Source organism: Paenibacillus sp. J5C2022, from assembly GCF_025567625.1.
Classification (GTDB): Bacteria; Bacillota; Bacilli; order Paenibacillales; family Paenibacillaceae; genus Pristimantibacillus.
The window spans coordinates 1-12,838 of record NZ_JAOQJC010000002.1; the positions used below are offsets into that span (position 1 = coordinate 1).

14 protein-coding genes are annotated in these 12,838 nt (G+C 51.1%); 12 read left to right on the forward strand and 2 right to left on the reverse strand.

Annotation, left to right across the window (positions count from 1 at the left end):
• The 7 genes from M6D81_RS01835 to M6D81_RS01865 form a co-directional block, all read left to right on the forward strand.
• The coding region (locus tag M6D81_RS01835; protein WP_262675094.1) for a hypothetical protein at positions 1-202 on the forward strand (202 nt) is incomplete at its 5' end.
• 326 nt (positions 203-528) lie between these two features.
• The gene (locus M6D81_RS01840; protein ID WP_262675095.1) at positions 529-804 is read left to right on the forward strand and encodes a hypothetical protein; all 276 of its coding nucleotides are present in this window, start codon (positions 529-531) and stop codon (positions 802-804) included.
• A complete protein-coding gene (locus tag M6D81_RS01845) occupies positions 795-1,025 on the forward strand; it encodes a hypothetical protein (RefSeq protein WP_262675096.1) in 231 nt (76 codons plus the stop codon). Before M6D81_RS01840 ends, M6D81_RS01845 begins: the two co-directional genes overlap by 10 nt.
• 19 nt (positions 1,026-1,044) lie before the next feature.
• Positions 1,045-1,893: a fibronectin type III domain-containing protein gene (locus M6D81_RS01850; RefSeq protein ID WP_262675097.1), complete on the forward strand. Its 849-nt coding sequence runs from the start codon at positions 1,045-1,047 to the stop codon at positions 1,891-1,893.
• Positions 1,836-2,576, forward strand: a complete 741-nt coding sequence (locus tag M6D81_RS01855) for a fibronectin type III domain-containing protein (protein ID WP_262675098.1) — start codon at positions 1,836-1,838, stop codon at positions 2,574-2,576. Before M6D81_RS01850 ends, M6D81_RS01855 begins: the two co-directional genes overlap by 58 nt.
• Before the next feature lie 60 nt (positions 2,577-2,636).
• Complete coding sequence (locus tag M6D81_RS01860) at positions 2,637-3,026, forward strand: helix-turn-helix domain-containing protein (RefSeq protein WP_262675099.1); 390 nt, start codon at positions 2,637-2,639, stop codon at positions 3,024-3,026.
• A gap of 93 nt (positions 3,027-3,119) precedes the next feature.
• The gene (locus tag M6D81_RS01865) at positions 3,120-3,686 is read left to right on the forward strand and encodes a hypothetical protein (RefSeq protein ID WP_262675100.1); all 567 of its coding nucleotides are present in this window, start codon (positions 3,120-3,122) and stop codon (positions 3,684-3,686) included.
• A 58-nt stretch (positions 3,687-3,744) separates the two neighbouring features.
• On the opposite strand, the gene M6D81_RS01870 is transcribed toward M6D81_RS01865, so the two are convergent.
• Positions 3,745-5,136, reverse strand: a complete 1,392-nt coding sequence (locus tag M6D81_RS01870) for a sensor histidine kinase (protein ID WP_262675101.1) — start codon at positions 5,134-5,136, stop codon at positions 3,745-3,747.
• A complete protein-coding gene (locus M6D81_RS01875) occupies positions 5,133-5,843 on the reverse strand; it encodes a response regulator transcription factor (RefSeq protein ID WP_262675102.1) in 711 nt (236 codons plus the stop codon). The genes M6D81_RS01870 and M6D81_RS01875 overlap by 4 nt, the downstream gene beginning before the upstream one ends.
• A gap of 162 nt (positions 5,844-6,005) precedes the next feature.
• Here M6D81_RS01875 and M6D81_RS01880 point away from each other — a divergent pair, with 162 nt between their 5' ends.
• The 5 genes from M6D81_RS01880 (at position 6,006) to M6D81_RS01900 (ending at position 12,742) form a co-directional block, all read left to right on the forward strand.
• Positions 6,006-6,875, forward strand: a complete 870-nt coding sequence (locus M6D81_RS01880) for a carbohydrate ABC transporter permease (protein WP_262675103.1) — start codon at positions 6,006-6,008, stop codon at positions 6,873-6,875.
• Positions 6,876-6,888: 13 nt separating this feature from the next.
• A complete protein-coding gene (locus tag M6D81_RS01885; protein ID WP_262675104.1) occupies positions 6,889-7,749 on the forward strand; it encodes a carbohydrate ABC transporter permease in 861 nt (286 codons plus the stop codon).
• A gap of 46 nt (positions 7,750-7,795) precedes the next feature.
• Complete coding sequence (locus M6D81_RS01890; protein ID WP_262675105.1) at positions 7,796-8,932, forward strand: efflux RND transporter periplasmic adaptor subunit; 1,137 nt, start codon at positions 7,796-7,798, stop codon at positions 8,930-8,932.
• A 9-nt stretch (positions 8,933-8,941) separates the two neighbouring features.
• The gene (locus M6D81_RS01895) at positions 8,942-10,237 is read left to right on the forward strand and encodes an ABC transporter substrate-binding protein (protein WP_262675106.1); all 1,296 of its coding nucleotides are present in this window, start codon (positions 8,942-8,944) and stop codon (positions 10,235-10,237) included.
• A 135-nt stretch (positions 10,238-10,372) separates the two neighbouring features.
• Positions 10,373-12,742, forward strand: coding sequence for a polyprenyl synthetase family protein (locus tag M6D81_RS01900; protein WP_262675107.1), 2,370 nt, complete (start codon positions 10,373-10,375; stop codon positions 12,740-12,742).
• The last annotated feature ends 96 nt before the right edge of the window (positions 12,743-12,838 follow it).

Here is a 12,838-nt window from a genome sequence, read left to right on the forward strand (position 1 = left end):
TGAATCCTACACTATAGCGCCGAAAAGGGCTGTTCGAGCTGAAATAGTGTATGAATCCTACACTATAGCGCCGAGAAGGGGCGTTCGAGCTGAAATAGTGTATGAATCCTACACTATAGCGCCGAAAAGGGCTGTTCGAGCTGAAATAGTGTATGAATCCTACACTATAGCGCCGAAAAGGGCTGTTCGAGCTGAAAGCTGAAATAGTGTATGAATCCTACATTGAAGCGCCGAGAAGGGGCGTATGAGCCATTACGGTGTTATAAGCGATGTGACCATGGTTGGAGGCAGGAAAGTGAGCGAATGGTGAGTCGTAAGCGATGTGACCTTGATCGCACCTCTTCGAGAGGCCTCGATAGAGGTTTTCTCGACTTGAGAGTTATCGCCGTTCATTCGGGGGCAAATGGGCTTCATCGGGTGACGATGGTAAAAAAACATCTCAGTATGCGTTTTTTACATCCCGGGGCCGTCCGATCTCCTTTATACTTTAAGCGATTCCAAACCTAGAGGATGAAAGGAGATCACGAGATGCACTTAAAGATGCTTCAAAGACCGCTCTATCTCATGTTGATTGCCGCCATGGCCGCCACCGGGAGCGGTGTCGGCCATAGCGATGCGACAGCGGCTCCGAGCGAACAAAAAATCGATTTGCTTGACCCCGATTTCATTAAGGAGCATGGTGGTCATGCAGTAGCGGTCTCTGCCGATGCGGGGAAATCTCCATTTGAGGTGTTCGGCGAAGCCTTCGGAACGGACAATCCTGTGGAAGGCGCAACGAGTATGGCTGGGTCACGATGGAGATGAAGGATGCCGTCACAGGCGAGGTGCTGCTGACCTACAACGATCCGGACCGGGTGCTGGATATATGGAGAAGTCCTGAGGTGAAATACAGCAATCAGACGTTCGAGGGGCCTTACGCTGCGGTCGGCAACATGCTTAACCGTCCCAAGTGGGGGATCTACCGCAAAGCGAATAAAGACGACGAGGGCGTAAAGGACGCGAAGATATACTTGGCAGATATGTAGCTGTACAAGTCCGCTGTCGATGTATCGCCCGATTAATCTGGCTTATGGCAAGAAAGCGTACAATACCGATCCGGAAAGCGGGAATCCATTCCAATCCGCCAACGCCATGCCGGACAGGCTAACGGACGGAGTGCAGATCGATCCGGCGACATATGAGAACTTGAATGACATACCTGCCGATGATTACTCGGCGTTAGGGAAGCTGAACTGGATCGGTACGGAAAGCTCCAAGAAGGGCAACATCGTCATCGATCTGGGACAAGCGATGAATTTCAACGAGATTAAATTGTATGCCAAGTCGGTTCGCTTGAAGTATGCGAATGTATGGGTGACCGAAGATACGACCGATCATGCGGGCGATTGGGACAATGTGGCATTCACACCGGTTGAGCCGGTGCATGTGGACGAGAAGGGGGAGTGGAGTTACTTCAACGCCGACAATAACGGCGGCGAAGACTCTGCTGACAGTATCCATACCATCTCTCTTGGGAAAACGTACACTTCCAGGTATGTGAGGCTGTATGTGGAGAATGGAAGCGGACAGAATAAAGTCAACGAGGACGGAACCATTCGAATGACAGGACCTCCGCGCTTATCCGAGCTTGAAATTTATTATGCGCCGGAGCCACCAAGCGGAATGAAGGTGGAGTATGATGGAGGCGAAGAAGCGACCGTCTCATGGGTTGCTTCCATGTCCGAGTATTATCAGATATACGACCGTGACGAACGGATTGCCGATGAGATCGCATCAAGCTCGCACACGTTCAAGGATCTGGACCCCGGCGCCGTCTATTCCCTAACCGTCAAGTCGTGTTCAGAGACCCGTATTCGTTCAAATCGATGCTGTCGGCGGCAAGCGAAGCCGTAGTACTGAAGACGGATGGCGAACCGATCATACCGGTGGCGCCCGCTTCTGTAACGGCTTCGGCGTCGGAATTCGCGATAGATGTGATCTGGGAGGCGGTGCAAGACGCTCAGAGCTACAGGGTAGCGGTGGCAACGGATGCTGTCGAGAGGGTCGTGGCCGATGAAGTCGAGGATACCTCGTATACGGTTGCCGGCTTGGCCCCCGGCACGACGTATACGGTGAAGGTCTATGCGATTCGCCGGGGCAACGCATCTGCAGCCGCAGAGCAAGAGGTCCCCACGATAGGCGCCCGCAGCAGCTCCGATAATTGGCTGCATAACAAGGAAGTGCAGTTCTCCAGAGTGTGGAATGACAGCACAAGCAGCTACGGCGCTCAGAAAGCGCTCGATAATGACCTCTCGGACGGCTCCAGATGGGTGTCGCTGAAGGGCTCGACATCCGCTTGGATGATGGCCGATATCGGGCGAGAGGTGCCTGTAAGCGAACTGGCTTATTACAGCTATCAGAATCGGCTTATGAAGTTATGCGACGGAAGGCGAAGCTTTCCAGGACCCAGACAGCGAAGCATGGACGCTTCTGGCAATATGGAGCCCCCGAAGTCGATCAGATGCGGCGGGGGCTCTTCATCCCATTCGGTTTTTTGGGGTGTATTTATGTATTTAGGTGGGTTTTTAGGGACTTGACAAGCGGGAAATAGTCGATTAAGATAACATCTAACGTTAACGTTAGATAAAGGGGTACACATGAATAAAGGATACAAAATCGGCGATGTGGCACAATTGACGGGGCTGACAGCACGCACGATCCGCTATTACGAGGAACTGGGTCTGCTGGAGGAGAGTGACCGTTCCGAAGGCGGTACCCGCTATTTCTCGGATGGGGATATTCACCGACTCCGCAGGATTACGCTGCTGAAGAACGTCGGATTGACGCTGGAAGATATCGGACGGATATTACCGCTCTATTATGAGGATGGAAGAGCGCTGGAAGCGAAGCATGAGGTATTGAAAATTTTACAGGCCCATCTGGCAACAGCGGACAAAAAAATCGAAGAGCTGAAGCAGTTCCGGGAAGAAACGGAAAGGAACATTGCCGTTCTGGAGCAGTATATTCGCTATTACGACGAAACCTAGCGTCAGCGCGAGGAAGCCGCCGTTTCCGCTCTTTTTTTCAATAAAATCTAACGTTAACGTTAAATAGACATTTATTCGGAGGGAATTTGCATCATGTCCAATCGTGTTCAGAGCATTCAACAAGGCATTACCGGGAAAATGGTTATTATCTTGCTTCTGGTTCAATTTATACTCCAATTCATTATCGTGCTTGGAACGGGAGCGCATGTACAGCAGCTGGCGGGAGAAGGTATTCTTGACTTAAGATTTCATTATACTGCTGTGGATGTGGAACAGTTGCTTGGCGCTGGCGGAGAAGCGGGCCGTGAAGCCTATACGCTCAATCAGGTCATTGATATGTTCTTCGTCATCTGTTATGCAACCGCATATACGGCATTGTACATTTACAGCTCGACGCGCATTTGGCGCGCGGGTCATATGATGCGCAAGCTGTGGTTTATTCCCGTCCTCGTAGGAATGGCCGATATTGTGGAGAACATCAGCATATTCTCCCTGTTATCCAGTTACCCCGCCTTGTCGGATGCAACAGCCGGCTTGGCCGTAGCCTTCACGATGACGAAGCATATATTGACCGTGGTGTTCTTAGGCCTGCTGCTTATTGCCGGAATCGGCTGGATCATGAAGAAGCGTACAGCTTCTCGCGGCAAGCTGCAGGCTTAAGCGAACTGTGCAAGCAAGGACAACCAATGAGAGGAAGGCTGGCAGTCGAGTAGTCATACTAGCTGCCGGCTCCCGGATTAGGGAATTGCAATCGGAACGATGCCCCGCCTTCCTTGCGATTGCTCGCCGTAATCTGTCCCCGGCTTCGTTCCACAATTGCCCGGGAAATCGCCAGTCCCAGTCCCGTCTCACCGTGAGCACCCTTCGCGAACCGTTGAAATAATCTCGGCAGCAACGACTCGGGAATTCCTTCGCCGTCATCTGCAATTTCCAGATGAACGTTTTGTTCCCCAATCCAGGCACGTACCCAGATCGTTTTTTTCGCGTAGCGGGCTGCGTTGGCGGCAATATTGAGCAGAGCCTGCAACAGCTTCTCGCGATCCCCGGCAATGTGCCTTGACGCGACGTTGTCCGCTATTACTGTTTGTAGCTCCAGCCCCTTCGTCAAGAGAAGAGGATGGAGGCGGTCCGTCAACTCCTGAATCAGCGTCTCGATCTTGATCTGCTCCGTACGGAAAATCCCCTCTTCACTTTCCAGCTTGGCGAGAAGGATCATTTCGGTGACGATGCTTTTCAGCCGTTCGCATTCCTTGACGATGACGCCCAGCCCTTTTTCCGCCTTTTCCCCGGTGAATATCCCGTCTTTCATGCCTTCCGCATAACCTTGAATGGACATGAGCGGCGTCTTCAGCTCATGGGACGCGTTTTGGAAAAATTGCTTTTGACTCTTTTCGTATTGCTCCAGCACAGCGGCCAGTTGACTGACGCTTTGGGCGACTTCGCCAATTTCACCATCCGCTTTAATCAGCTTCACTTCGGAAAACCGCCTTGTTTCCACTTTCTTCAATTCCTGCCGAAGACGGGTAAGCGGAGTGACAAGACGCCTTGTGATCAACATGCTGATCAGGAAGGTCAGCGCTGCACCGATCACCAAGATGAGCAGCATGCGTTGGAACAGGGCTATCCACATCTCTTTAATCTCACCAAGCGGCATAGCCACAGTAAGCGAGATAGCAGGTATGACCTCACCGTTGGCGGTAACCGCGGAAGCAGGTATCGTCTCCACGATGTAATCGTCTTCTTCGCTTTGCCAGATATTCTGCTGCTTATTCTGTATACCGGAATTGCCCAGCAGCGCATTAGCTTTCTCCTCCGGTAACGTGCTATAGAGGACTTGGTTGGCGGGTGAGGTTATAATGGCTTCCATTTTGCTCCCTATCAGGATGTGCTGAAGCGGCAGCTGCTGCACTGGCTTGGCCGGCGTCAACGGAATGGCCGATGTCTCGGGCAACGTCAGCTTCATAAGAATGCTTCCCTGTTCACGCATGTCCTTCCGTTGACCTTCAATTAGCGTATTGAGCAGCAGTGGATAGATAAGCACGACCGTAATAGCCAGAATGCAGACGATTAACAGTCCGATGGATAGATTCAGCCGAACCAGCAATTTCATCGTTGTCCCTGCTTTCCTTGATCCCGCAGCCGATAGCCGTGACCCCACACAGTATCGATCGGCAGGTCGATCATTTTTTTGCGCAGCCGCTTGACCAGATCATCGATGGCTCTATCGCTGCCGAAATAATCGCTTCCCCACACAAGACTCAACAGCTCGTCCCGGGAAAACGCTCGGTTCGGATGCTCGGCCAACGCCTCAAGCAGCTTGAATTCCTTAATGGTCATAACGATTTCCTGTTCGCACCAAAAAACGCGCCGTTCCTCCATGACAAGCCGCAAATGACCGCTCTCCAGCATCCGGTGCCGAGGCGTAGGTTCTTCTTTGCTTTGCTTGATGGAGTCGTACCGCTTGAATAGACGATTAACCCTTGCTACCAATTCGCGCGGGCTGAACGGCTTGGTCATGTAATCATCTCCGCCAAGCTCCAGGCCAAGAATTCTGTCCACTTCCTCATCCTTGGCAGAGATTATAATAATAGGCACCTCGGCTTCCTTGCGAATCAGCTTGCACAGCTCGAATCCGCTCATGCCAGGCAACATGATATCCAGTATCCACATATCCGGAGGGGTATTCCTCCATAGCTCAATAGCTGCCTCCGCAGTAGTCAGTCCGACTGTCCGGTAACCTTCTTTCTCCAAGTAGGCTTCCACGATTTCCCGTATATGTGTGTCGTCTTCTACAACGGCGATTCGGTGCGAGTTCACATTACCGTCCTCCACATCTTCATTCTTTGCATTCTCATCATTGTAGCAAAAAAGAAGTCTTGCTTGTCGGATTCCACACTTTTTCCACACCATTTCCAAGCTTGTGCCAATAATGAAAGCTACACTGGACATGCGCAGTCGGGGAGAAAGGAGGGTTACGCCATGTTCAAGTATCGTCTGGCGCGCAAGGAGTTTGCGGTTGCCATATGGTTCCTGGCCCCAAGCTTTATCGGTTTTGCCCTGTTCTATCTGATCCCGTTCGGTCAGAGCATCTTCACATCGTTCGGGGATCGACTTGGCGGCACTGGCGTTACATTAACCCATTACAAGGAATTGTTCGTGAGTGCATCGTTTCAGAAAGCCGCGGCCAATACGTTCTGGTTTACGCTCATTAGCGTTCCCTTGTTAGTGGCATTGTCGCTAGGTGCAGCATTGCTGTTGAATCAGCGGGTATTCATCCGCCAATGGCTTCGCGCCGCTTACGTCATGCCGCTGGTCGTGCCCGTCGCATCCATCGTCATGGTGTGGCAGATCCTGTTCGATTGGAACGGCGTAGGGAATGCGTGGCTTAATTCTCTGGGTGCCGGCAGAATCGATTGGATGAAGTCCGAATGGGCCGGACTGATTATTGTCCTGATCTATATATGGAAAAACATCGGGTACAATATCGTATTGTTTCTGGCCGGCTTGCAGAACATACCGGGTCAATATTACGAGATTGCCGATCTGGAAGGGGCAAGCGCATCGCGCAAGCTGTTCGGGATCACGTTCGTTTATTTGACGCCTACCACATTTTTGGTCGTGCTGATGTCCGTGCTGGGTTCATTTAAAGTGTTCAGAGAAGTATATCTGGTTGCAGGCGCCTACCCGCATGACCGTATATACATGCTGCAGCATTACATGAACAACATGTTCCTGTCGCTTGACATCCAGAAGCTTTCGGCTGCTGCGGTGTTGATGGCGGTATGTATTTTTGCACTAATTGTGGGATTGTTCCGGATTGAACGGAAGTTTCGCTCATTTATGGAATAACGGAGGTGAGGTGATGAGGTGGAAGGAGGCGGCTGAACCGCTGCTGCGCTCCGCATTGCTAATAGCGGCAGCGCTTGTCATGCTGGTTCCGGTTCTGTTCACGGTTGTCAATTCCTTGATGACGGAACGTGAAATTATGGCCAACTACAGCATGCTGGGACAGAACAATACTAGCGAGTTCGTAAATATGAAGTGGATTCCGGATTGGGTGTCCTTTGAACAATTCCACAAAGTATTGATCGAGACGCCGGTATTTCTACGCATGTTCTGGAACTCCGCAGCATTAACGCTGCCGATAGTGGCGGGACAGACTGTTGTAGCGGCGCTGGCGGCGTTTGCGCTTGGCAAATTGCGTTTCCCCGGGCGCGACAAATTGTTTTTCGTATACTTGATTACGATGCTGATGCCGTTTCAGGTGACACTTGTACCCAACTATATGATGGCGGACAAGCTAGAGCTGTTGAATACGCCAAGCTCTATCATTTTACCGGGTATTTTCAGCGCATTCGGCGTATTTCTGCTGCGCCAGTTCATGCTTCATATTCATTACACGTATATTGAAGCGGCCAAGATGGACGGAGCCGGTTACTTGCGAATTTTTATTTTGATCATTTTGCCCATGGTGAAGCCGGGAATCGCCGCGCTTATCGTCTTGTTGTTCGCCGATTATTGGAATATGGTGGAACAGCCGCTCATTTTTTTGCAGGATGCGGGAATGCAGCCCTTATCCCTATTCCTGTCGCGTATTCACGATGAACTGCTGGGCGTCTCGTTCGCTGCCTCCGTCATTTATATGGCGCCGATGCTGCTGTTGTTCATGGTCGCGGAGCGACATTTCATTGAAGGAATCCAGCTTTCGGGCGTGAAGGGATAAGCTGCAGTGCGACATATGGATTGGCGTAAGCAAGGAGGACAGAGATATGAATTTACAGATGAATCGGCAGCGTGCCGCAAGCATTGCTTTGGTGTTTTTCTTTGTTCTGCTGGTGGTTCTGACCTTATTCAGCAATACGCTGCAATCATTCAACCTGCCCAAGGTCACGACGGAGAAGCCCGCGCAGAAGACGTTGTACCATATCATCAAAGGGAGCGGCATAACATCGGCAAAGCATCAGATGGAGCTGACGGGCGAGAGCGGATGGAAGGTAAGGCAGGTGCATGTGGAAGAAGGCGATATCGTCGAGGAAGGCCAGGTGCTTGTATCGTTCTATAACGATGACGCGGAGGCGGCGCTACTGGATATGGAAGCGCAGCTGAAGAAGCGGCAGCTGCAGCGGGAAGCGCTGCAGGAACAATTTGTTGCGGCCAGTCAAGCCGGAGACGAGGCGGCGGTTCGCAAGGCGAAGCGGGATATCGAGATCGATTCGCTGGATATGGAGGTCGCAGAGCGTCAACTCGTACGGATGCGCGAGGAGCTGAAGGCACAGCGGGAATTGACTGCTCCCTTTCGCGGAAGGGTCTCACTTCTTCAAGCCAGAGAGGGAGTGGCGATTCCGCAAGGGCAGTCAGCGTTGACCTTGTCCGCGATAGAGGAAGGGTATCAGTTCTCCTTCCAGGTCAGCGAAGCGCAAGCGGAGCTTCTGGAGATCGGAGAGGAGGTGAAGGTGACCGTAAGCGGAGCTAAGGAATGGCAGCTGCAAGGAGCCATTACTTCCATTACGGAGACGACCACGGATCGGTCTGGAGGAGGCGGCGGCTTGAATGGCGGGGATACTGACAACGCCGGCTCTCCCCGGACAATTGTCATTGACTTGTCCGATAGCGAGATTGCAGGAGGCGAGCGCGCTTCCGTATCCTTGCAGAAGCAGGCCAAGGAGCAAGGGGTGGTCATCCCGAAGTCGTTGCTGCGGCAAGACGGCAAGGGCAGCTATCTGTTCGTCGTCCGCGAGCGCACGAGCGCGCTAGGAAATACGTATACGGCACAGAAGGCCTATGTGACTACAGGCGATGAAAATGATGATGAAATTGTCGTGCTTGGCGGGCTGTTCCCGCAGGACGATGTGATCTCGGACATGAGCGAGCCGTTGCAGGACGGCAATCAAATCAGATTCAAATAGAGGTGACGAATGATGAAGAAGATGTGGACTCTCGTTCTGGCAGCGATGTTGACGCTGTCAGCTTGCACGGGAACGAATAATGGCAATGGACAGGGTAGTGAGGAAGACGGCAATGCCAAGGATGGCGTAACAACCGTCGAGATTGCTGTCATGCATACGAGCCGATTCCTGGAGATGGCCGTGAAGCAATTCGAGCAGGCCAATCCGAATATTGATATTGTGCTGAAGGAGCATATGGCGTTGCCGGAAGTTGGCAGCGGCGCGATGATGAAAGCTATATCGCAAGCGGATGTTGAGAAGTATGTCCAGAGCGTCACGACGAGCCTCCTGTCCGGCAAGGGCTCCGATCTTATTCTGATGAATAATCTTCCGGAGGACAAATTTATCGAGAAGGGACTGCTGATCGATCTGAATAAACTGATGGCAAGTGATGCATCGTTTCAGAAGAGCAGCTATTACGAGAATATTATAGGAGCTTCCGAGCATAACGGAGGGGTGTATGCGATGCCGTTCTCTTATACAATCGGTGTCGTATATGGGAATGCGGATCTGATGAGTCAGTTCCATATAGAAGTGGACGACGGCGCCTGGACATGGGAGCAGATGAGAGAGATATCCGATCAATTGAAGGAGCAAGCCGGCACGGAATACCAATTGTTCATTAATCTGTTCTCGAGTTCATTGCTTTATGAATACATCGCGAGCAATTACTCATGGCTGGTGCAGGACGGACAAGCCAACTTCGACAGTGAGCGCTTCAGGGCAATAATGAAAGACATCAAGTCGTTGTATGATGAAGGAGTATTGAAAGAGGATTTTACGTATGATTATGATAAAGCGCTGTTCCGAATGGGAAGCTTGTCAGGGATAGGAGCCGATTCTTTCAACCAAACCATCCTTCAAGTTCCGGCACTAGAGGACGAAGGGAGAGGGAGCAGATTCCAACCCTCCTTGGAGCTTGGGCTGAATAGTCAGTCTACCGTACAAGATGAAGCGTGGGCATTCATGAAGTATCTGCTGTCGGAAGAGATGCAGTCTTCTCCGGAGCTTATCGGAATTCCAATGCATAAGGGCGTTGTCGCGGAGTGGCTGCAGCAAGCTTCGGAATCCGGCGATGCGCATCAGAAGGAGCAGGTCGATGCTGTGAAGATGCTGTTGGAAGAGATGGGAGGCCGAAAGAGTAGCGATGATAAGGTAGCTTCCATTGCAATAGAAGAATTCGCGGCTTACATGAGCGGACAGAAGTCAGCGGAGGCAGTCAGCGAGATCATTCAGAACCGGGTCATGACCTATTTGAATGAATAAACTTGAATAATTGATCGCAATCGAAGAATACACCTTCTTTAATAGCATGGCATTTGTATCGGGACTTACAATGCTATACTATAAAAGTAGGTGTTTTTTTGTTGAATTCATACAGAAGTTGAGGTCATTCATCCAATGGAAGAACGATATACAGAGTGTGCTGCAACATGGTACGCGAAGGCTGAGCAGAAGGCGGCAACATATTTTGCAGCGCTTTATAATCAAGTGATGCGGAAAGCTTATCAACCCTCCCTGAAGGAGGATATACAACTATGGAAAAAAGGGCGCGATCGGCTGCCTTTGCTTGTGAGAAGCTACCGCAAGCCTGATTCCAAGCATTATGACCGTTTTATACGATGGATGATTGAGCAAGGGAAGCTGGACGATTATTTGGATCGGAGCGTCTCTTATATTTATATGCGAGATTTGGGCAAGTCCTTGGCATCGCCGGATACGGCTAAGCGAGTGAAGCAGGTTGTCGACAGCGTCAAGAAACAGCTGATGATTTCTTCCGGCGAGGAAGAGCATCCTTCCTTTTTCAGCCTGGCGGGGTTTTATCGCTGGGCGCAGAAGGAGGGAGTTGAGAACGCCGCCATCTGGGTCATTGGCAAGCTTAAGGCGGTGTCCTCGCATATTCCTCAAGAGATGAACGCCGAGCATGCACAGCGCAAGCTGATTAAGATTATAGCGGGCGTCGTGATGCATGTCATGGACGAGATGGATGAGGGCACAGACAAGGAAGAGCGTTCACAGCGGCTTGATGAGGCCTTCAGGCTTGGTTACTCATACGGCTTGACCTATCCGTTCATTGACGATTTGATTGACTCCGGCATTCTCGGCCCCGAAGGGAGTGCGCAATATGCCTCCATAATACGCGATGCTCTGCTGACAGGCGAAGTACCGGAGCAGGGCGAATGGCCTGACCCCCACGGGGACTTGATGCAATTCGTTCATTCCGAGTTGTCGGAAGCTTTACAGTACTTGAAGACGTATCAGCAACAGCCGGGAGCACGTCATTCCTTCTTCGAGCAGGCATATGTATTTTTTCAGTCGCAGCATGTTGATCGGACAAGAAGCATGTCCGAGAGGAATCTAACCAATGAAGAGCTGTATGTGCCGATCATTTTGAAGTCCTCCTCCTCCAGATTAATCGTTCGTCATGTCATTAGCGCTACTGAAGATGAGGCTTTTGATATGCACACTTTCTGCTATGGCATCTACAATCAGCTTGCGGATGATTTTGCGGATTTGTTCGAAGACTTGGAAGCCGGTGCCGTCACTCCCTTCACTTATTATTGGACCTACCATGCGGAGCGTCGCGATCTGATGAATCCTTTCGAATTGTACTGGGCCGTCATCCATTATCTGATTCATCATATATACCATTCTGATGCCAAGACGCGCTCCATTATTTTGGATCGGGCATTCAACGGGCTGAAGCGGCGAAGGACTCGGCTGGGTGAGGAGAAATATAAGGAAGTAATGCAGGTATTCGCGCTTGAAGACGGAGGACTGCATGAGTTAATCGATCGTGTTGCCGGAAAAGTGGAGAACGTCGATTTCTTCGATAAGCTGCTGCGCGACCAGATGGTGGCGGTTTTAAGAAAAAATCGGGAAGACAGAATCAGATTTCTGGAAACGATTGATTCGATTCGCGGACAAATAAATAATCAATTGCTGATAGAGGAAATACGGGGCATTCCGGAAGCCGAACAGTCTCTGATCGACACGGCAAATTACAGCCTGGAGGGCTCGGGCAAGCGTCTCAGACCAATATTGGCGTGGGTAATGGCGGTGAACGAATACGGTTTGCACGCTTCGGCCATTGCTCCGCTGCTCAGATCGCTGGAATATATGCACACCGCTTCCCTTATCTTCGATGACCTGCCGTCCCAGGACAACGCCTCGACCCGCCGCGGCCGCCCTACATTGCATCAGGTATACAACAGCGCTACGGCAGAGCTGACCGGCTTGTTCCTCATTCAGAAAGCGATGGTGGAGCAGTCCTCGCTAACCTTGTTCGATGCGAACGATGTGCTCTCGCTCATTCATTATTCTTCTCAGAAAGCGGCGGACATGTGTATGGGGCAAGCGATGGATTTGCGTGCCAGAGGGCGCGCATTGACATTGGAGCAGTTGAACCGGATATGCTTTTACAAGACGGGCATAGCCTTTGAAGCCTCGTTGGTCATGCCCGCGATTCTGGCCAGAGCGGGCGAAGCGGAGATTGCGTCCTTGAAGAAGTTCGCTTACCATGCGGGAATCGCATTTCAAATTAAAGATGATGTGCTGGATGCAGAAGGAAATGCATCGACGCTCGGCAAGCCGATCGGTGCGGATATCCAGAATGAAAGCTCCACGTTCGTCACGGCGCTGGGACTTGAGGGAGCTCTAAAGGCAATGTGGGAACATTACTGCATTGCGGAGGAGGAATTGCGGCAGATGCCTCGCAAATCGACCTTCCTGTATCATCTGCTGGATTATATGGTGAATCGGGACAGCTAACATGCTAACGCTGATGATTGACAAGAGATAACGAGGGATAAGAAAGATGAAATGAGATAAAAAGAAATAACAAGAAATAACAAGAAATGACTAGAG

Excerpts from the sequence above, each read along its gene's own strand:
- M6D81_RS01840 (WP_262675095.1), top strand. The coding sequence starts at position 529 with ATGCACTTAAAGATGCTTCAAAGACCGCTCTATCTCATGTTGATTGCC.
- M6D81_RS01845 (WP_262675096.1), top strand. The coding sequence starts at position 795 with ATGGAGATGAAGGATGCCGTCACAGGCGAGGTGCTGCTGACCTACAAC.
- M6D81_RS01850 (WP_262675097.1), top strand. The coding sequence starts at position 1,045 with ATGTATCGCCCGATTAATCTGGCTTATGGCAAGAAAGCGTACAATACC.
- M6D81_RS01860 (WP_262675099.1), top strand. The coding sequence starts at position 2,637 with ATGAATAAAGGATACAAAATCGGCGATGTGGCACAATTGACGGGGCTG.
- M6D81_RS01865 (WP_262675100.1), top strand. The coding sequence starts at position 3,120 with ATGTCCAATCGTGTTCAGAGCATTCAACAAGGCATTACCGGGAAAATG.
- M6D81_RS01870 (WP_262675101.1), bottom strand. The coding sequence starts at position 5,136 with ATGAAATTGCTGGTTCGGCTGAATCTATCCATCGGACTGTTAATCGTC.
- M6D81_RS01880 (WP_262675103.1), top strand. The coding sequence starts at position 6,006 with ATGTTCAAGTATCGTCTGGCGCGCAAGGAGTTTGCGGTTGCCATATGG.
- M6D81_RS01885 (WP_262675104.1), top strand. The coding sequence starts at position 6,889 with ATGAGGTGGAAGGAGGCGGCTGAACCGCTGCTGCGCTCCGCATTGCTA.
- M6D81_RS01890 (WP_262675105.1), top strand. The coding sequence starts at position 7,796 with ATGAATTTACAGATGAATCGGCAGCGTGCCGCAAGCATTGCTTTGGTG.
- M6D81_RS01895 (WP_262675106.1), top strand. The coding sequence starts at position 8,942 with ATGATGAAGAAGATGTGGACTCTCGTTCTGGCAGCGATGTTGACGCTG.
- M6D81_RS01900 (WP_262675107.1), top strand. The coding sequence starts at position 10,373 with ATGGAAGAACGATATACAGAGTGTGCTGCAACATGGTACGCGAAGGCT.